Raw genomic sequence first — 17594 nt, 5'->3', positions numbered from 1 at the left:
GGGGGGGGGCGGCCGGCGGTCTCTGGCAGGGCATCCGGCCATCCGCGCTGGCGGGCAGGTGCCGTCGAGGTAGCGATTGCGCGGCCAGGTGGCATTTCTGCACGCCCAACCGTAGGAGCGCACCGGGGCGCGACGGGCTTTCCCGGTAACGCCCGTCGCGCCCAGGTGCGCTCCTACGAGTTGGCGGGTTGGTCAGAACGCCTGCAGGGCTTCGGTCAGCTGGCCGTTGGTATTAACTGCGCCCATGGTGTAGCCCTGCCAGCCGGGGTAGGCGTTGGGCTCCCAATAGAACACGCCGAGCACGCGCGCGCCGATGGCATTGCTGCGGCTGAGCAGGTTGGTGAGCATGGCGCGGGTGGTGGCGGCCTGCTGCCAGTCCATGCCGACCTCGGCCACGATCACGTCGCTGCCGTAGCGGGAGATCATGTCGCGCATGTTGGTGTCCAGGCGGGTGTTGTAGTCCTGCCAGCTGCCCACCGGCGGGTAATGCGACATGCCGATGACGTCCCACTTGCCGCCGGCCGAGCGCAGGTTGTCGAAGAACCAGCGGAAGTTGGCGTTGTCGTAGCCGTTGGCCAGATGCACGATGACCTTGGCGTTGGGGTACACCGCCTTGGTGGCGTTGTAGCCGCTATTGATGAACTGGCCCAGCGTGGCGAAGTTGGGCGTCTTGCCCTCGTTCCACAGCATGCCGCTGTTGATCTCGTTGCCCACCTGCACCCAGCTGACGGTGATGCCGTTGTCCTTGAGGTATTTGAGGATGCCCTGGGTGTGGCTGTAGACATCGGTATTGAGCTGGGCGACGGAGTGGCCCGTCCAGGCGGCCGGCTTGGTCTGCTTGCCGGGGTCGGCCCAGCTGTCGCTGTAGTGGAAGTCGATCATGATGCGCATGCCCTGCGCGGCGGCGCGCTTGGCCTTGTCCAGGGTGTCGCGGCCATCGTTCCAGCCGCCGGACGGGTTGACCCACACGCGCAGGCGGATGGCGTTGCCGCCCACGTCCTTGAACAGCTTGATGAAGTCGGTGGTGTTGCCGGCCGCATCGCGAAACACCTGCGGCGGGCTGGCCGCGGCCTGCTGGTTGAGCCAACTGACATCGGCGCCCTTGGCGATGCCCTGCGCGCCAGCGCCGGTGCTGAGGCCACCCAGCAACAGCACCAGCAGCAAACGGTGGTACCCCTTGCGAAAAACGTGCATGAACCCTCTCCCTTGATCGATGGATGTCGCGCCACGTGGCGCCCTGCCTAATCCCCCTGAATCTCACTGCGCGTTGTGCGGCGATGCGGGCAATGCCGCGATGCCACGCACGCTGCAAGACGGTGGCGATTCCAGCACGGCGGCGCAATGCGGTCGCGCTCGCTATAGCTGCTGCGTGATTGCGGCATATCTCGCGCCGGCCAACGCCTTGCGCCAGCGCACTGGCGGTATTTTCACCAGCGCGTTGTTGTGCGGCTGCAACAGAGAAACGGCGCGGTAGTGCGCAGCGGGTCTGTCACTGGCGATCGGTCGCTGAGGTGGCAGGCGTGGTCGACTGTTAGGGCAGCACAAGCAGACCTGGGCTCGATGCGATGCGGCGCGATGACGCGCTACCAGCTTCCTGGCACCGGGGCGCTTTGCTGGAAGCGCACGCCCTCGCCGTACATAGGCCGCTCACCGCGCGCTGTAGCTGTAGCTGTAGCTGCGGCTGTGCTCGGCTACGGCTACGGCTACGGCTACGGCTACGGCTATGGCTGTGGCTACGGCTATGGCTGTGGCTGTGGCTATGGCTGTGGCTGTGGCTGACAGCTGATTCTGTAACGACCACCCTGGCTCGATCACCCCGGCGCTACGCGGCAAGCTGCGATTCCAGCTCGACAGCAGCAGCCCAACGGGTGAAGGCCGCCTCGCCTTCCAGCTGCCCTGCCCGCTCGGCGCGCTCGACAAGCTCGCATCCGTGGATCGGCAGCAACCGAAACGAAAAACGCCGGACAAGCCGGCGTTTTTCCTGTGCACTATTCGATGGCGGCAGTTGGCAGATCGAAGCGTCGCCGCGTCAGCCCTGCGAGTCGGACGCAGTCACCGCATCAAGCGCGACTCCCAGCGCGTAGCGAGCGGCCATCAGATGGTGCGGCTGGCGCGCTCAGCACCGCAATGCATGCGTTGTCCACGCCGTTTCCGAGGAGCAGCCGCGCCCACCTGACGCTGCGCAACAGTTTTGTCGGCCGCTCCGCGCCCGTGCATGCATGAGCGCACTCAGCCCAGCGCGCGTGCGCCCTGCTGTTGTTGCTGGGTCTGCGTTTGCTGCTGCTCCAGCGCCACCGACTGGCGGGCGGCGTTGTCGGCCACACGCTGGCTGCTCTGTTCCAGCGGCGTATTCATCGCGGTCATGGTCTCCACGCTGACCCGCAGCTGCGCGGGGTCGTCCACGCGGCCCTGCACGGCGAAGGTGCGGGCGGCATCGGGGCTCATCATCACCGCGTCGATGCGCTGGCCGCCGGCGGCGTGCATTTCCGAGGCGAGCGAGCCGGACAACTGGGCACTCTGGTGGTCGGGCGTGCGCCCTGCGCGCGCGTCCTGTGCCTGCACGCCGCGCTGCGCGTCCTGGAACAAGGCATTGCCCACATGCCCCGGCTGGTCGATACGCAGCGAGGTGTGCTCGTTGCCGTGCTCGCGCGCGTCGCGCTTGGCCGGCTCGCCCGGGGCGAGCGGGCCGCGAATGGCGTCGATGGCGTCCTGGCCGAGTCCGCGCGCGCTGCGCGTCAGGATGGTGGTGCCGGTGCGCAGCCCGTCCACATCGCTGCGGTATTCGTCGATCATGCGCGCGTTCTTTTCGGCAAGCGGACGCGCGCTGGGATCTGTAAGCGCCGAATGTTCGCCCAGGAAGTTGCCCAGCTTGTGCGCGCCCAGCGAACCGCCGGCCGCCACCAGCGGGTAGTCGGGAATCAGGAAATTGGCCTTGCTGTTGCTGTAGCCGGCGCCGGTCAACGTGGCGATCTCGTCCGGCTTGGCGTAGATGCGCACCTGCCCGAAATGCGGCGAGGCCGCGCTGACCGGGTCCGACGCCATCACGTGGTTGATCACGCTGTTGCCGCCTTCGGGAATGCGGTAACTCAGGCTGGCTGCACCGTAGGCGTTGAAGGTTTCGCCCTTGAGGTCGTAATGGTGCGCGGAGACCTGCGCAAGCGCACCGCCCAGGGAGTGGCCGGTGACGGTGACTTCGGGAGTGCGCCCCTCTTCCTTACCAAGCTCCTTTGCGTAGCCCAATGCGTTCTTGGTCAGCGCCAACGCATCGGCCGCTTGCGGGTTGGTCCGCGAGGTGACCATCTTCGCATCGGTGAGAACATCATTGACTGCGCCTTCGGTGCCTCGATGCGCAACTACAATCTCGCCACTGCCTTCGCGGCGATAGATGGTGCCTTGATAGCCATTGGACTTGTTGTTGACGTGCTCGAGAACGGCGTAACGCTGCCCTTCAATCGTGACGACTTCTTCCTGGCCAGGCGCGCGCCGACCTACCGCGCGATCCTTATAAACATCCTCCGACAAGCCAGCGTACTGTTGAGATGGGACGGTCATGGCGCAACTTCCTTGGCAGCCAACGTGATGGTGAAGAGCTTGTCGCGAATTTCTGGCTTGAATTCTTCAGCGTTGTGCTTCCCCATGTCCGGGAAATCACTCATCTCTGAACGCGGATAACGCTCGCTCCAGTAATACTCAGTAGACGCCTGCTGCGCCTGCACCGTCTTGCCTTCGATAAACGACAGGAAGCGGGTCTCTTCCTCTGCACCGGTGGCCTTCAGCAGCACGCTGGCGCCGCTGAATTCCCAGTGGCAGACGCCGCGACCGTAATAGTCCTCGTCCTGCATCAGGTCCAGATAGACGGTGCCGCGGTACTCGGTGTCGGAGATCTTCTTGAGCGCGAAGTCTTCCTGGCTGGTGATGCGCCCGGCGGTGCCGGTTTCGGGCTGGATCTTGCCGCATTCGGCTTCGTTGCTGACGTCGTACTGCGCCGCGCCCTGCACCAGGCCGAAGGCGCCGGGCGCCTTGTCCAGGGTCAGGGTGACCTCGAACGCCTTGCGCGGGCTGGGATTCAACTTGGCAAGGCCGCGACCGCCCGCCTCCACGTCGGCTTCTGCGGCGGCCTCGGTTGCGGGGGATTGGGTCTGGGTCATGCTGGTCTCCGGGGCGTTACAGGCCGTAAGCAAAAGGGCCAGCAGGCTCGGGGTCAGAATCTGGCGCAAGGCCGGCCTCCATGGCGATAGGGGGAGTCAATCTAGTTCGCTGACCCGCCGGGGTCAATTTACGGCAGCTGAGGATGAGGCCCCCGTGAGCCAGTTGCCGGCGGGCGGAAAACTGCCATGATCGGGGCCATCCGCTGCCAGGGAAGCGCGTCATCGCCACCGGTCCCACATCGCCAGCCGACGGCGTGGCCGTCCCCCCGCGGGTGCACTGGCGGCACAGCCTGCGCATGCGGGTGTTGCTGGCCGCCACCGCGGTGCTGGTGGTGTTGCTGGCGGTGCTGGGCACGGTGTTCTACCTGGGCGCACGCGCCGAGCTGGTGGAGGCGGCGCGCACCGAGGTGGATGGCCTGACCGAGCAGACCGCGCGCAGCCTGGCGGCGATGCTGGATTCGGTGCAGGTGAGCGGCCGCACGCTGGCCGCCAGCAGCAGTGCGGTGGGGCTGCAGCCGTTCAATCTGCGCGCCCTGCTGCTGGCCACGCTCAGCGGCGACCCGGATATCGGCGCGGCGCGCCTGATCATCGAGCCGCGCACGCAGAAGGCCCGCGACACCGGGTTTGTCTGGTACGTGCATCGCGACGGCACGCGCGTACTGGAAAAATCTGTGCAGGAGCTGGGATACGACTACCGCGCGATGCCGTGGTACCTGCGCACCCAGCGCGAAGGGCGCGCGTGGTGGTCCGAGCCGTATCTCAATCCCAATGGCGGCAGCGCGCTGTACACCAGCTACAACCTGCCGTTGCGCCGCCCGGGCGATGCGGTGGATGCCGCTCCGGTGGGCATGGTCAGCGTGGACCTGCCGCTGCAGCACCTGCGCGAGATCATCGACCAGCTGCCGCGCGACATCAGCATCCAGCCGATGCTGCTCTCGCCCGAAGGCATGCTGGTGTTCAGCCCCGACCCGGCGCTCAACCTGCGCTACACGCTGGAGCGCTATGTTGCGCATGCGCGGCCGGACCTGCTGCCGCTGCAGCGCGCGGTGGCGGCCGGCCAGCCGATCTCGTTCGCGCACACCGCCCCCGACGGCGAGCGCTTTCTGACCCATAGCGCGGCGGTGGGGCGCAGCGGCTGGACCTTTGTGCTGTCTGCCTCGGAAGGCTATGTGCTGGCGGGGCTGAACTGGCTGGCCGCGTGGGTGGCGCTGGCGGCAGTGCTGGGCGCGGTGGTGTGGTGGTGGTTAATGGGGCGGATCACCCGCAAGCTGACGCGGCCGATCGAGGAGTTGACCGATACCGCCGAGCACTTTCGCCGCGGCGAATTCGACTACCCGTTGCCGCACATCGAACGCCGCGACGAGGTGGGCGTGATGGCGCGTGCGTTCGACAGCGCGCGCGATGCGATCCGCGACCACATCGCGCAGATCGGCGAGATGACCGCCGCGCGCGAGCGCATGCACAGCGAGCTGCAGATCGCGCGCGAGATCCAGCAGGCGATGCTCCCCTCCGGGCGCACCTTCGACCGCGCCAATTCGCACCTGGAAACCTGCGCCTGGCTGGAGCCGGCCAAGGCGGTGGGCGGCGACTTCTATCACTTCGTGGAGACCGAGCCGGGGCTGCTGTGGTTCGTGGTGGGCGATGTGTCCGACAAGGGCGTGCCGGCGGCCCTGTTCATGGCGCGCGCGGTGAGCGTGCTGGAAATCGCCGCGCGCCGGCATACGCGTCCGGACAGCATCCTGATCGCCGCCTCCACGCGGCTGGCCGACAACAACGACACCTGCATGTTCGCCACGGTGCTGTGCGGGGTGATCAACGTGGTCAGCGGCGACTACTGGCTGGCCAGCGCCGGCCACGAGCCGCCGGTGCTGATCGACATCGACGGCACCGCGCGGCCGTTGCCGCTGGAGACCGGCGCGCCGCTGGGGATCGAGCCGCAGGTCGCCTACCCGGTGCTGCAGGGCCGCATGAGCGCCGGGCAGACGCTGCTGGGATACACCGACGGCGTGACCGAGGCGATGGACGAGCGTGGCGCCAGCTACGGGCTGGAGCGCCTGCTCGGCGCGTTGCGGCCACGCCGCAGCGCGGCGGCGCAGTGCAAGGCGGTGATCGCCAACATCGCCCACTTCACCGGCCAGGCCGACCCGTACGACGACATCACCCTGCTGGCGATCCGGCTGCGCCAGGAGCATGCTGGGCGGGTCGCAGACGCTGGCCGGGACGCACCCGGAAAGGCAACGACCCGATGAAGCTCGATCTGGCCATCGCGCCCTCGCTGGCCCAGCTGGCCGGCGCCAACGACGCGCTGGAACACTCGCTCACGCTGGAAGGCCTGCATGCCGAGCGCATCGGCCAGGTGCGGCTGATCGTGGAAGAGCTCGGCTGCAATGCGCTCACCCACGGCCAGTGCGCCGAACAGCCGCTGCGCCTGCAACTGCAGCTGGACCCGCAGGCGCTGGTGCTGGAGATGCACGACCCCGGCAGCGCGTTCGATCCCAGCGCCGCAGTGACGCCGGACCTGACTGCCGAGCTCGACGATCGCGAGATCGGCGGGCTGGGGCTGTTTCTGGTGCATCAGTTCGCCGATCACATCGACTACCGCCGCGATGGTGCATACAACGTGGTGCGCGTCACCCTGCTCCATCCGTACGCCCCTGTCCCCGAGGCACTGTCATGACCACGCTCGCCATCCAGATCGACCCGCCGCAGGACACCCGTCAACGCGTCATCCTGACCGGGCGCCTGGACACCCACACCTACCAGGACCTGGACGCGGCGCTGTCGCCGCTGCTGGGCACGCTGATCACCACGCTGGTGCTGGACCTGACCGCGCTGGAATACATCTCCAGCGCCGGCATCCGCTGCATCTTCAAGGCGCGCAAGGCGCTGGCCACGCGCCAGGGCAAGGTGCTGGTGACCAACCCGCAGCCGCAGATCCGCAAGGTCTTCGACATGGTCAAGGCGGTGCCGCTGAGCGATGTGTTCGCCTCCACCGAAGAACTGGATGCCTACCTGGCGGCGATGCAGCGCAAGGTCATCGAACAGCATGCGCAAGGCGATACGCCGATCGTGCCGCATTTTGCCGAGGCGTGAGGGTCCCTGACGACGAGTAGCCAACGGGCATGGATGGATGCGCGTGCACCTGGTAGAAGTGCACGTGTGGTACGTGTCGATTCCCGGCATCGGACGCGCGCCCACCTGGCGATGATTGCAGTGGGTGTGCCGATCGCCTTGCGGTGTCGCCTCGCCTGCGCGCACACATATGGGTGTGCCTGCGCGCGGCATGTGCACGGCAGTGGTTAGGCTATGCCGCCCTGATCCCTGCGTTGCGATGCCCAAGCTGATCATCTTCGATTTCGATGGCACCCTGGCCGATTCGTTCGGTTTCTTTCTGAGCACGCAGCGCGTGCTGGCCGAGCGGCACGGCTTCCGCGCCGCGCAGGCGCATGAAGTGGACGCCGCGCGCCGCCTGAGCACCCGCGCGCTGCTCAAGCAATCGGGCCTGAGCAGCTGGCGCATCCCGCTGGTGGCCGCCGACTTCATCCGGCTGATGCGTGCCGCCCCGCCGATGGCCTTGTTCGACGGCATTGCCGCGGTGCTACAGACCCTGCACGCGCGCGGCACCTGCCTGGCGTTGGTGTCGTCCAACTCGGTGGAGAATGTGCAACGCGCCCTGGGCAAGGAGCTGAGCGCGATGTTCGCCGTCATCGACGGTGGTGCGCACCTGCTCGGCAAACAGCGCGCGTTGCGCCGGGTGCTGCGCAGCACCCGGCATACCGCAGCGCAGGCGGTGTACGTGGGCGACCAGGTCGCCGACTGGGAAGCGGCGCAGACGGTGGGGTTGCCGTTTGCCGCGGTGGCCTGGGGCTATGCGCATCCGGAGGTGTTTGCGGGATTGGCGGGGACGCAGCTGATCGAACGCGTGGATGCGTTGCTCGGGTTGGCGGAGTAGCCCGTTTTTTTCCGGCTGGTATTGGGGATTGGGGATTCGCTGGAGCGAGAAGCTTGCCGGTGCTGCGCGCGCGTGCCCTCATCCGCCCTTCGGGCACCTTCTCCCGGAGGGAGAAGGGAAGCGTATGGCGTGCACTGAATGGTCGCCGGGAGCCACGCGCCGACGTCTAGACCCCGCCCATGCGCGGTAATGGCGCCGGCACATTCAACATGCCCCCGGCTGCCACATACGCCGCCAAGGCCTGGCCCTGACTCAGCAGATGCCCGTGCATCGTGCGCTCGGCGCCTTCGGCGTCGCGGCGGCGTACGCATGCCATCAGCTCGCGATGCTCGGCCAGCGACTGCGCCATGCGCCCGGGCGTCAGCAACTGCCGGCCGCGGTGCATCTTGAGGATGCGGTGCAGGTCGTGGGTGACGCGGATCAACCACGGGTTGCCGGCGTACTGCTGCACGGTTTCGTGGATCAGGTAATTGTTGCGGTAGTACTCGGCCAGGTCGCCAGCGGTGGCGGCGGCTTCCATCGCCGCGTGCAGCTCTTCCAGGCGTTGCACGCCGGCCGCGTCGATACGCTTGACCGCATCGTGGGCGCAACGGCCTTCCAGCATGGCCATCACCGGGAACAACTGGTTGAGGTCTTCCAGCGTCAGCCGCGTGACCCGGCTGCCACGGCCGGCGTCCAGTTGCACCAGGCCTTCGGCAGCGAGCAGCTTGAGGCTTTCGCGCAACGGTGTACGGCTGATGCCGAGCTCCTCGGCCAGCGCCGGTTCGTCGATCCATTCGCCCGGCGGCAGTGCGTAGTCGTAGATCTTCTGGCGCAGGCGCTCGGCCACTTCCTCGTACAGCGGTACGCGCTTCTTGGCGCTGCGCGAATCAGGGGCGAGGGTCATGGCAGGCGGGTCGTCGATGCGGGCGTGGGGGCGCCCATTCTACGGGGGCGCCCCGATACCCTGCCGAACGCGGGCCGGGTCACAGCCAGCCCGGCACCACGAACAGCAGCCAGGCCACCAACGGCCCCAGCAGCACCACCAGCCCGCTGTAGACCAGGAAGCGACGGAACAGCGCGTCGCGCTCTTCCTTGGCGGCCGAGGCCACCACCAGCGCACCGTTGGTGGAGAACGGGCTGACATCGACGATGGTGGACGACACCGCCAGCGCGCAGATCACCCCGGCAGCGCCGAGCTGGCCCTGCATCAGGAACGGCACCGCCAGCGGAATGGTGGCGCCCAGCACCGCTGCCGACGAGGCGAACGCGGACACGATGCCGCCGACATAGCAGACCAGCAACGCGCCCAGCAACGGCATGCCGATATGCGATACGCCGGTGCCGATGTAGTCCACCGCGCCGGCCTTTTCCAGCACCGCCACGTAGGTCACCACGCCGCTGATCAACAGCACCGTGGACCAGCTGATGCCGTCCACCGCGCCCTTCTGCGCGCTGGGCGAGATCAGCGCCAGCGCCACTGCCACGGTGATCGAGACCAGGCCGACATTGAGGTTGTAGACCAGCGCGGCGACGCCCAGGCCGAGCAGGCCGACCAGCGTGATCACCCGATCGCGCGTGATGGCCACCGCCTCCAGCGCCAGCGGATTGGTCGACAAGGTGCCGCCACCGGCGGCCACCAGGGAGCCATGCCCTTCGATCGCGAACGGGCGCTTGGAGGCCTGGTCGTCGGCCACCGCTACATACTGCGCATCGGCCAGCGACACCTCCTGCCGCCGCATCAGCTTGAGCCCGCCGAAGGCGCAGAAGCAGATGATCGCCATCATCAGGTTGAAGCCCAGGCTGGTGAGGAACACCGCCATCTCGGTGACGTCCAGCCCGGCCTTTTCCACCACCTTGTTGGTGATGCCGCCATACACGCTGATTGGCGAAAAGCCGCCGCCCTGCGCGCCATGGATCACCAGCAGGCCCATCATCAGGGGATTGATGCGGTATTGCTTGGCAAAGCGCAGCGCCACCGGGCCGATGATGGCCACCGCCGCCGGCCCGAGCGCACCGAAGGCGGTGAGCAGGCCGGTGATGACGAACATCACCCAGGGAATGGCGACGATGCGCCCGCGCACCGCACGCACCGCCCAGTGCACCAGCAGATCGATGGTGCCGTTCTTCTGTGCGATGGCGAACAGATAGGTGATGCCGACCAGGGTGAGGAACAGGTCGCCGGGGAAGCCGGCCAGCACCTCCTTGCCGTCCAGCCCCACCCACACGCCGCCGATGATGAAGGCCAGCGCGAAGGCCACCGCCCCCATGTTGATGGGCAATGCGGTGGCGACGATGAACATGATCACCAAGCCAAGAATCGTTGCAATTTGCGGGGTCATGCGCCCTCCCAGACACCTGATACGCGTACAGCACGGATGGCCACCCGCCACCCAAGGGTCACACCTCGTCAGACGCAGGGCGGCTGACAGAAATAAGGGGCAGCTGCCGGGCGGTTGCCTGCGCCACGCCCACATTGCCGCTCCTGGCGTTACTTCATGCCGCGCGCTCGCACGCGGCGTGGACCCACTCCACCACGCCCTGCGTGCTGTGGAAGTCCTCCACCGATCGCGCTTCGCAGCCCGGCACGATGTCGCGTGCCATGCGCGCCAATGCGCTGCCTGGCCCCAGTTCGAGAAACACGCGCGCGCCGCGTTCGGCGGCCTGCACCAGCACGTCGTACCAGCGCACCGTCTGCGCGACCTGTGCAGCCAGCGTGTCCACCACCAGGGCCTGCGTGGTGACGGCACGTGCATCGATGCCGGCCAGCACGCGCAGCCTGGGCGCGTGCACGGCCGCGTTGTTCAATTCGACCGCGAAGGCATCGGCCGCCGCACGCAACCAGGGCGTATGTGCCGGCACGCGCACCGGCAACTGCGTGATGCGTGCGCCCTGCGCCTGCGCTGCATCGCCCAGTGCCTGCAGCGCAGCGTGCGGGCCACCGAGCACGGCATGGTCGTCGCCATTGACGATGGCGATGGCCGCGCCATGCGTCTGGCACAGCGCTTCGAGCACACGCAGCGGCAGGCCGGCCACCGCCATCAATCCGGCGTGGTCCGGGCTGGCCGCGTCCATCAGGCGTGCGCGGGTGGCGGCCAGCTGCAGGCAGGTGTCGATCTCCATGCTGCCGGCTACCGCATGCGCGGCCAGCTCGCCGACGCTGTAGCCGAGCACCAGCACCGGCGTGGGCAGCTGCGCACGCAGCAGCTGCCAGTGCGCCAGGGTGCCGGCGCAGACCAGCGGCTGCGCAATGGCATTGGTGTAGCGGGCGTCGTCTGCGGCAAGCGTGTGTGCCGAGGCGCCGAGCACCTTGCTTGCGGCAGCGATTACCTCGGCCGCGGCCGGCGCATCGGCAACACGCGCGAACATTGCCGCATGCTGCCCACCCTGGCCGGGACAGAGCACGGCCAGGCTCATGCGGTGGCCTGCTGGCAGGTAACGCCGTGCGCCGTGCGAGTGGAGTCCTGATCCGCCCTGCAGGCCACGTCTCCAGGGACAGCGAGAAGGATGCCGTGTCCTGCTGCACTGAAACGGGCAGCGCGACTGCACGCGCGTGCGCGCACTGCCTTCGCGGCTGCCAGTGGCCAGTGTGTGCTCATGCGCTCTCCTGACACTGCAGGAACCAGGCACAAGCCAGCAGGTCGGCGCTGCCGCCCGGGCTCAGACGCCGCGCGACGAACTGCCTGCCAATGGCGTGCAAGCGCGCGCGCCACTGCGGTTGTGCGATGCCGCCTTCGGCGAGAAATCCACGCGCCTGCGTCTTTGCGTAAGCCAGCCCTTCCTGCCCGCCGCGATGCAACAGGTTGAGGTCATCGACCTCGGCAACCAGGTGCATCAAGGTCTGCGCCAGTGCCGCCTCGCGCGTGGCGCCGTTGTGCATTGCGCTGCGCAGAGACGGCAACGCGATCTCGCGCAGCAAGGGATAACCGTCCGCGGCCTGCTCGCGCACGCCGCCGATCTGAAACCGTGCACGCGCACGCTGGCCATTGCTGCGTGGATCCAGCGGCGCGGCGCGCAAGACCTCGCGCCACTCCTGCACCGCGTTGCAGACGGCTTCGCCAACCGGGCGGCTCCCGTGCAGGCCACGCAGGCGCGCGGCCTGCGCAGTGAGCAAGCCGAGGCTGAAGATCGCACCGCGGTGGGTATTGATGCCACCGGTGGCGCGCAGCATCGCCGCTTCGGCCGCGATGCCGAGCTGGCGCACATGCTCGAACGGGGCATTGTCGATACCCGCCTGTGCAATCGCGACGAAATAGCCGCGCAGGGCAAACAGGCTGCGCAGGAATGTCGTGGCATCCATGTCGGCATGGCTGCCGCTGTCGAATGGCGTGACCAGGCCGGGCTTGGGCGCGCAGCGCAGTTCCGCGTGCAGGGCGGCGACCGCGAGCCGCCCCAGACGGTGCGCCAGCGCGCTGGCGGTGCCGGCTTCGGCATGCCATGTGGCTTGTAGCGCGACGTTGTCTTGCACATCGCCATGCGTGCGTGCAGCACGCGACGGCGCGTAAACGAGATCCGAACCATCGCCTGCTGGAGCAAGGCGCAGTCTTGGCTGCTGGGATGCTTCTGGCGGTGCTGCCTGTGCCAGTGCCGAGGGGATGTCCGCAGCAACCAAGCGCGTCGATAGGCTGTCTGCACCAGGCCGGGACGGCGCGATGCCCGCTTCTTTTGATGTTGTCGCCGGTTTTGATGCTGTCACTAGCAGCTGCCGCTCGGCGGCAGCGCACTGCGTCCCCGAGAGCCTGGCATCGGCAACGCGTTCGACCAATGTACTCATGCCGCGCTCCACACCGGAAACAGCGCGCTGCGCGGCAACAAGCGGCAGCCATTGGTGGACTTCACCAACACCTGCTGCGCGCTGCCGGCGTACTCGCGCCAGTTCACCGCGCTGTCGTCGGCCAGCAACAGCTCGCCGTCTGCGCGCAACCCGTGGCGGTGTTCCCAGCGCTGCAGCAGCGTCACCACTGCCTGCGCCTGTTCGGGCGTGGCGATGGACCACAACAGATCCAGGTCCGATTGCGCATGCACATACGCAAGCCCGGTCAGGGCCTGCCATGCGAAGCTGCCGAAGACGCGCGGCTGCAGGGCACTGGCATTGGCCTGCGTCCGCAAGGCCTGCAGTGCAGGCTGCAGCGTGGCGGGTGCGGCTGCGATCACCGCGTCCAGCGCCAGCGGCGCGGTGCTGCGCACGATAGCGTCCAGGCCGGCACTCAACGCCAGCCGCTGTTTGCCTTCGTTTGGCGGCAATGGCACGCCGAGCGGCACGCGGCCGGGGCCCTGGCTGCCATCGCCACGCGCCACCACCGCCGGCAACCCCGCGGCGAACCACTGCTGCAGCCGTGGCTGCGCACCTGGCGTCAGCACTTGCCAGCGCGCGTCCGGATGCAGCCACACCAGTGCATGGCGGGCGGGCATGCTCAGGCCTCGCCTGCGGCCACGGCGGCGGCGACATCGCGCGCCAGGGTGCGCCCGCCACGTTGCGCGCCAAGTGCCCGGCGTTGATCGCCATCGCCGGGCGCAGCCAGGGCGTCGAGCAGCGCCTGCGCCAGGTCGCCGTCCCAGAGCGACTCCACCGCGCCCATGCGCACGTAGTTCTCCACGCCCGGCGCGAACACCGGCGAGCTCTTGCTCAGCGCCTGCAAGGTGTCCACGCTCTGCTTGGTCACGCGCGCCATCGCGCGCAGATCCATCACCCGGATCTGCGCATCCGGCAACGCGTGGATATGGTCGGCCATCAGGCCGAACGACAGGAAGCCGCCGCTGACCGATTCGCCATACACCAGTGTGACCAGCCGCGCGCCGCGCTTGCGCGCCAGATCCAGCGTGCGTGCCAGATGCGCGAAATAGCCGTTGATGCCAAGCAGTTCGTCGCGGCGCGTGAGCCGTTGCCCGGCGGTGTCGGCCAGCATCACGATCGGCTGCTGCGGATGCGCACGCGTGCTCGCCAATACGGTCGCCGCCAATGCCAGCGCATGGTCCACGCCGACTTCCAGGTTGTTGGCGGTGCCGATCACGGTGACGGCGCCCGCGGCCGTGGTGGCGCTGCCGGTGAGCACATCGTCGTTGCAAGCGATGGCGTGGCCGAGAGGAAACAGCTGGTCCAGCAGTTGGCTCAGTTCCATGGCGTGCTCCGGTCGGCGGTGGCGGCAAGGAAGGCGTCGGTGTCCAGCAACGGCAGCCGCTGCGCATCGACGATGCCCTGGCGTTGCCAGATCTCCAGCCCATCGCGGCAATCGCCATAGGCGTCAATGCGCTTGGACAATTGTTGATGCGCCACTTCCAATGCCTGCAGCGCGGCATCGCCCGCCGGCTCGGCCAGGGTGTCCAGCGCCTGCACGGCAGCATCGGCGAATGCAGCGATGCGGTCGGCCACCAGCGTCTGCGCCTCGCCCAGCAGATAGCGGTGCTTGCCGCCGGTGACGCGCCACACCAGGGCACGATCGCGCGCGTCGAACTCCTCCACACCGCGCACGGTTTCGATCACGTCCGGGCCGGACAGCGACAGGCGGCCTTCTTCGGACATGATCACCGCGCTGCAGCAGCGCGCCACGATGCCCATGCCGCCGAAGGCGCCGTTGCCGCTGCCGATCAAGGCCAGCACCGGCACGCCGGCGGCACGCGTGTTCAAGGTGGCGCGCATGATTTCGGAGATGCCGATCAGGCCGGCGTTGGCTTCGTGCAGACGCACGCCGCCGGTGTCGAGCAGCAGCAGCACTGCGTCCGGGTGGGTGGCGGTGGCGCGTTCGAGCAGGCCGGTGAGCTTGGCGCCGTGCACTTCGCCGACGCCGCCGCCCATGAAGGCGCCTTGCTGCGCGGCGATCAGCACGGTGCGCCCACGCAACGTGCCTTCGCCGACGACGATGCCGTCATCGAAGGCGCCGGGCGTATCCAGTTGCGCCAAATGCGGGCTGATCAGGCGGCGACGTGGGCCGACGAATTCGCGAAAGCTGCCGGCATCCAGCACGCCGTCGATGCGCTGGCGCGCGTCAGCCTCGTAATAGCTGCGCTCGGCCACGGGAATGGTGGTGCTCATACAAGTCTCCCGACGACATGCGTAGGAGCGCACCTGGGCGCGACTGAAGCGTTACCGGGAAAGCCCGTCGCGCCCGGGTGCGCTCCTACGGGATGACTGCGGTGTGCCGGTGCGTCGTCCCTGCACTCGGCCATGGAGATGGTGGTGCCTAAGTGATTCCGGATGACTGGCGTAGGAGCGCACCCGGGCGCGACCGGGGCATTACCGGGAACGCCCGTCGCGCCCGGGTGCGCTCCTACGGGATGACCGCGAAGTACCGGTGCGTCGTCCCTGCACTCGGCCACGGAGATGGTGGTGCCTAAGTGATTCCGGATGACTGGCGTAGGAGCGCACCCGGGCGCGACCGGGGCGTGACCGGGAAAGCCCGTCGCGCCCTGGTGCGCTCCTACGGGGTGACTGCGGCGGTTCATGCGGTAGCTCCCTGCAGGACGTCCACCGCCTGCTCCAGGCGCAGGCTCACCACCGCCGGCGTGGCGCCGACATCGTTGATGCTGATGCGCACATCGCGCAGCGGATGGCGCGCGGCAAAATCGTCCAGCACGGCCTGCCAGATCGCGCCGAAACCGCGCGCGGCGGTGAGGATCTCGATCTCCATCGCGCCGTCCAGCGGCACGCGCTCGACCAGCACTTCCAGGTTGCCGGAGGCGACCACGCCGACCAGCGCATGGTCCAGCCCGGCGCGCGCGCCGTGCTGGCCATCGAAGCGATACCGCAGGGTTTCCATGCCGTGCCCCTACCAGTTGCGAAAACGTTTCGGTGGGTCGTACAACCCACCGGACCAGCGCACCAGGTCCTTGACAGTGCGCGCGGCGAGCAGGTCGCGCGTGGCATCGCGTGGACGGATGCCCAAGTCTTCCGGTCGCTTGATGACGCCGCGATCGCGCAGGTTCTCGACCGCGCGTTTGTCGCGGCCCAGGCCGACGGCGGTATACCCGGACACGCCACGGATGGCCTGTTCGCGTTCTTCGGCGCTGCGGCACAGCAACAGGTTGGCGATGCCTTCTTCGGTGAGCACATGGCTGACGTCGTCGCCGTAGATCATCACCGGCGGCAGCGGCATGTTGGCGCGCTCGGCCAGCTCCCAGGCATCGAGCCTGTCGACGAAGGCCGGTGCCATGTGTTCGCGGAAGGTTTCCACCATCTGCACCACCAGCTTGCGCCCGCGCGGCATCTCGCCGGGGCGCGCCGCCTCGCGCCCGGCCTTGAGCCAGGCGTCGCTGGCGTGCCGGCGGCCGCGCGCATCCGAGCCCATGTTGGGCGCGCCGCCGAAACCGGCAATGCGGTCGCGCGTGGCGGTGGAGCTGTTGCCCTGCAGATCGATCTGCAGGGTGGAGCCGATGAACATGTCGCAGGCGTACAAGCCGGCGGTCTGCGACAACGCGCGGTTGGAGCGCATGCTGCCGTCGGCACCGGTAAAGAAGATGTCCGGGCGCGCGGCGATGTAGGCCTCCATGCCCAGTTCCGAGCCGAACGAATGCACCGAGTGCACGAAGCCCGATTCGATCGCAGGAATCAGCGCAGGATGCGGGTTGAGCGCCCAGTGTCGGCAGATCTTGCCCTTGAGCCCCAGCGACTCGGCGTAGGTAGGCAGCAGCAATTCGATCGCCGCGGTGTCGAAACCGATGCCGTGATTGAGCCGGTCCACGCCGTATTCGGCGTAGATGCCCTTGATCGCCATCATCGCCATCAGCACCTGGATCTCGGAGATCTGCGCCGGGTCGCGGGTGAACAGCGGTTCGATGTAGTTGGGCTTGGGCGCCTGGGTAACGAAGTCCACCCAGTCGGCCGGGATGTCCACGCGCGGCAGGGTATCGACGATCTCGTTGACCTGCGCGATGACGATGCCGCCCTTGAACGCCGTGGCCTCCACGATCACCGGGGTGTCCTCGGTGTTGGGGCCGGTGTAGAGATTGCCGTGGCGGTCGGCGGCCTGCGCGGTGACCAGCGCGATGCGCGGGGTCAGGTCGATGAAATAGCGGCCGAACAATTCCAGGTAGGTGTGGATGGCACCGATCTCGATGCGGCCCTCGCCGACCAGCCCGGCCAGGCGCGCGGCTTGCGGGCCGGAGAACGAGAAATCCAGCCGCTTGGCGATGCCGCGCTCGAACACGTCCAGATGCGCCGGCAGCGACAATACCGATTGCACCATGTGCAGGTCATGCACGCGCGCCGGGTCCACCTCGGTGAGGCAGCGCGCCAGGAAGTCGGCCTGCTTCTGGTTGTTGCCTTCCAGGCAGACGCGATCGCCCGGCTCGATCACCGCCTCCAGCAGCGCCACCACGTCGTCGGCCGCCACCACGCGCCCCTGCGGCGCCAGCGCGGCGGCCCGCTGCAGGCGCTGGCGCCGGCTCTCGGCCTGGGTGTCCCACTGTCGACTCATGCGTCTGCCTCACCGGGCCAAGCCCGTAATGTCGAAGTAATTACATCGTAATTATGGAGGCCAGCTTTGTCTAGCCGCGTTGCAGCATGAGCGGGGATAGCCATG

General features: G+C 67.9%; 16 protein-coding genes. 4 read left to right on the top strand and 12 right to left on the bottom strand.

Going from position 1 to position 17594, the window contains the following annotated elements; all coding sequences use genetic code 11:
• Positions 1 to 192 precede the first annotated feature (192 nt).
• The 3 genes from EO139_RS01915 to EO139_RS01900 all read right to left on the bottom strand — a co-directional run bounded on the left by EO139_RS01915 (position 193) and on the right by EO139_RS01900 (position 4148).
• The gene (locus EO139_RS01915; RefSeq protein ID WP_126969162.1) at positions 193 to 1194 is read right to left on the bottom strand and encodes an arabinogalactan endo-1,4-beta-galactosidase; all 1002 of its coding nucleotides are present in this window, start codon (positions 1192 to 1194) and stop codon (positions 193 to 195) included.
• 1035 nt (positions 1195 to 2229) lie between these two features.
• Complete coding sequence (locus EO139_RS01905; RefSeq protein ID WP_126969160.1) at positions 2230 to 3552, bottom strand: XVIPCD domain-containing protein; 1323 nt, start codon at positions 3550 to 3552, stop codon at positions 2230 to 2232.
• Complete coding sequence (locus EO139_RS01900; protein WP_164739677.1) at positions 3549 to 4148, bottom strand: hypothetical protein; 600 nt, start codon at positions 4146 to 4148, stop codon at positions 3549 to 3551. Before EO139_RS01900 ends, EO139_RS01905 begins: the two co-directional genes overlap by 4 nt.
• Before the next feature lie 296 nt (positions 4149 to 4444).
• On the opposite strand from EO139_RS01900, the gene EO139_RS01895 reads away from it, so the two are divergent.
• The 4 genes from EO139_RS01895 (at position 4445) to EO139_RS01880 (ending at position 8100) form a co-directional block, all read left to right on the top strand.
• Positions 4445 to 6397, top strand: coding sequence for a SpoIIE family protein phosphatase (locus EO139_RS01895; protein WP_208415359.1), 1953 nt, complete (start codon positions 4445 to 4447; stop codon positions 6395 to 6397).
• Positions 6394 to 6825: an ATP-binding protein gene (locus tag EO139_RS01890; protein ID WP_104649290.1), complete on the top strand. Its 432-nt coding sequence runs from the start codon at positions 6394 to 6396 to the stop codon at positions 6823 to 6825. The genes EO139_RS01895 and EO139_RS01890 overlap by 4 nt, the downstream gene beginning before the upstream one ends.
• Positions 6822 to 7241: an STAS domain-containing protein gene (locus tag EO139_RS01885; protein ID WP_005923815.1), complete on the top strand. Its 420-nt coding sequence runs from the start codon at positions 6822 to 6824 to the stop codon at positions 7239 to 7241. Before EO139_RS01890 ends, EO139_RS01885 begins: the two co-directional genes overlap by 4 nt.
• Positions 7242 to 7479: 238 nt before the next feature.
• Positions 7480 to 8100 (top strand): HAD hydrolase-like protein, encoded by a 621-nt coding sequence (locus EO139_RS01880; RefSeq protein ID WP_126969158.1) that lies wholly within the window; start codon positions 7480 to 7482, stop codon positions 8098 to 8100.
• Positions 8101 to 8266: 166 nt separating this feature from the next.
• Here EO139_RS01880 and EO139_RS01875 read toward each other — a convergent pair whose 3' ends face one another.
• The 9 genes from EO139_RS01875 to mdcA all read right to left on the bottom strand — a co-directional run bounded on the left by EO139_RS01875 (position 8267) and on the right by mdcA (position 17489).
• Positions 8267 to 8986, bottom strand: a complete 720-nt coding sequence (locus tag EO139_RS01875; RefSeq protein WP_126969157.1) for a GntR family transcriptional regulator — start codon at positions 8984 to 8986, stop codon at positions 8267 to 8269.
• Between the two features lie 79 nt (positions 8987 to 9065).
• Positions 9066 to 10421 (bottom strand): SLC13 family permease, encoded by a 1356-nt coding sequence (locus EO139_RS01870; protein WP_039523211.1) that lies wholly within the window; start codon positions 10419 to 10421, stop codon positions 9066 to 9068.
• Between the two features lie 154 nt (positions 10422 to 10575).
• Positions 10576 to 11496, bottom strand: coding sequence for a malonate decarboxylase subunit epsilon (gene mdcH / locus EO139_RS01865; protein ID WP_126969156.1), 921 nt, complete (start codon positions 11494 to 11496; stop codon positions 10576 to 10578).
• A 178-nt stretch (positions 11497 to 11674) separates the two neighbouring features.
• Positions 11675 to 12487, bottom strand: coding sequence for a triphosphoribosyl-dephospho-CoA synthase MdcB (gene mdcB, locus EO139_RS01860; RefSeq protein ID WP_241235890.1), 813 nt, complete (start codon positions 12485 to 12487; stop codon positions 11675 to 11677).
• A 362-nt stretch (positions 12488 to 12849) separates the two neighbouring features.
• Positions 12850 to 13491 carry a malonate decarboxylase holo-[acyl-carrier-protein] synthase gene (gene mdcG / locus EO139_RS01855; protein ID WP_126969154.1) on the bottom strand — a complete coding sequence of 214 codons (642 nt, stop codon included), beginning with the start codon at positions 13489 to 13491 and terminating at the stop codon, positions 12850 to 12852.
• Positions 13492 to 13493: 2 nt separating this feature from the next.
• Entirely contained in the window at positions 13494 to 14198 is a 705-nt protein-coding gene (mdcE, locus tag EO139_RS01850) for a biotin-independent malonate decarboxylase subunit gamma (protein WP_126969153.1), read from the bottom strand.
• Positions 14189 to 15109 carry a biotin-independent malonate decarboxylase subunit beta gene (locus EO139_RS01845; protein ID WP_126969152.1) on the bottom strand — a complete coding sequence of 307 codons (921 nt, stop codon included), beginning with the start codon at positions 15107 to 15109 and terminating at the stop codon, positions 14189 to 14191. The genes mdcE and EO139_RS01845 overlap by 10 nt, the downstream gene beginning before the upstream one ends.
• Positions 15110 to 15515: 406 nt before the next feature.
• Positions 15516 to 15833: a malonate decarboxylase acyl carrier protein gene (gene mdcC / locus EO139_RS01840; protein ID WP_104649296.1), complete on the bottom strand. Its 318-nt coding sequence runs from the start codon at positions 15831 to 15833 to the stop codon at positions 15516 to 15518.
• A gap of 9 nt (positions 15834 to 15842) precedes the next feature.
• A complete protein-coding gene (mdcA, locus tag EO139_RS01835) occupies positions 15843 to 17489 on the bottom strand; it encodes a malonate decarboxylase subunit alpha (RefSeq protein ID WP_126944791.1) in 1647 nt (548 codons plus the stop codon).
• Positions 17490 to 17594: the final 105 nt, after the last annotated feature.

The sequence above is a fragment of the Xanthomonas sp. BRIP62411 genome (assembly GCF_003993525.1).
In the GTDB taxonomy this organism is placed as follows: Bacteria; Pseudomonadota; Gammaproteobacteria; order Xanthomonadales; family Xanthomonadaceae; genus Xanthomonas; species Xanthomonas euroxanthea.
This window is presented reverse-complemented; position numbering and strand designations above follow the sequence as displayed.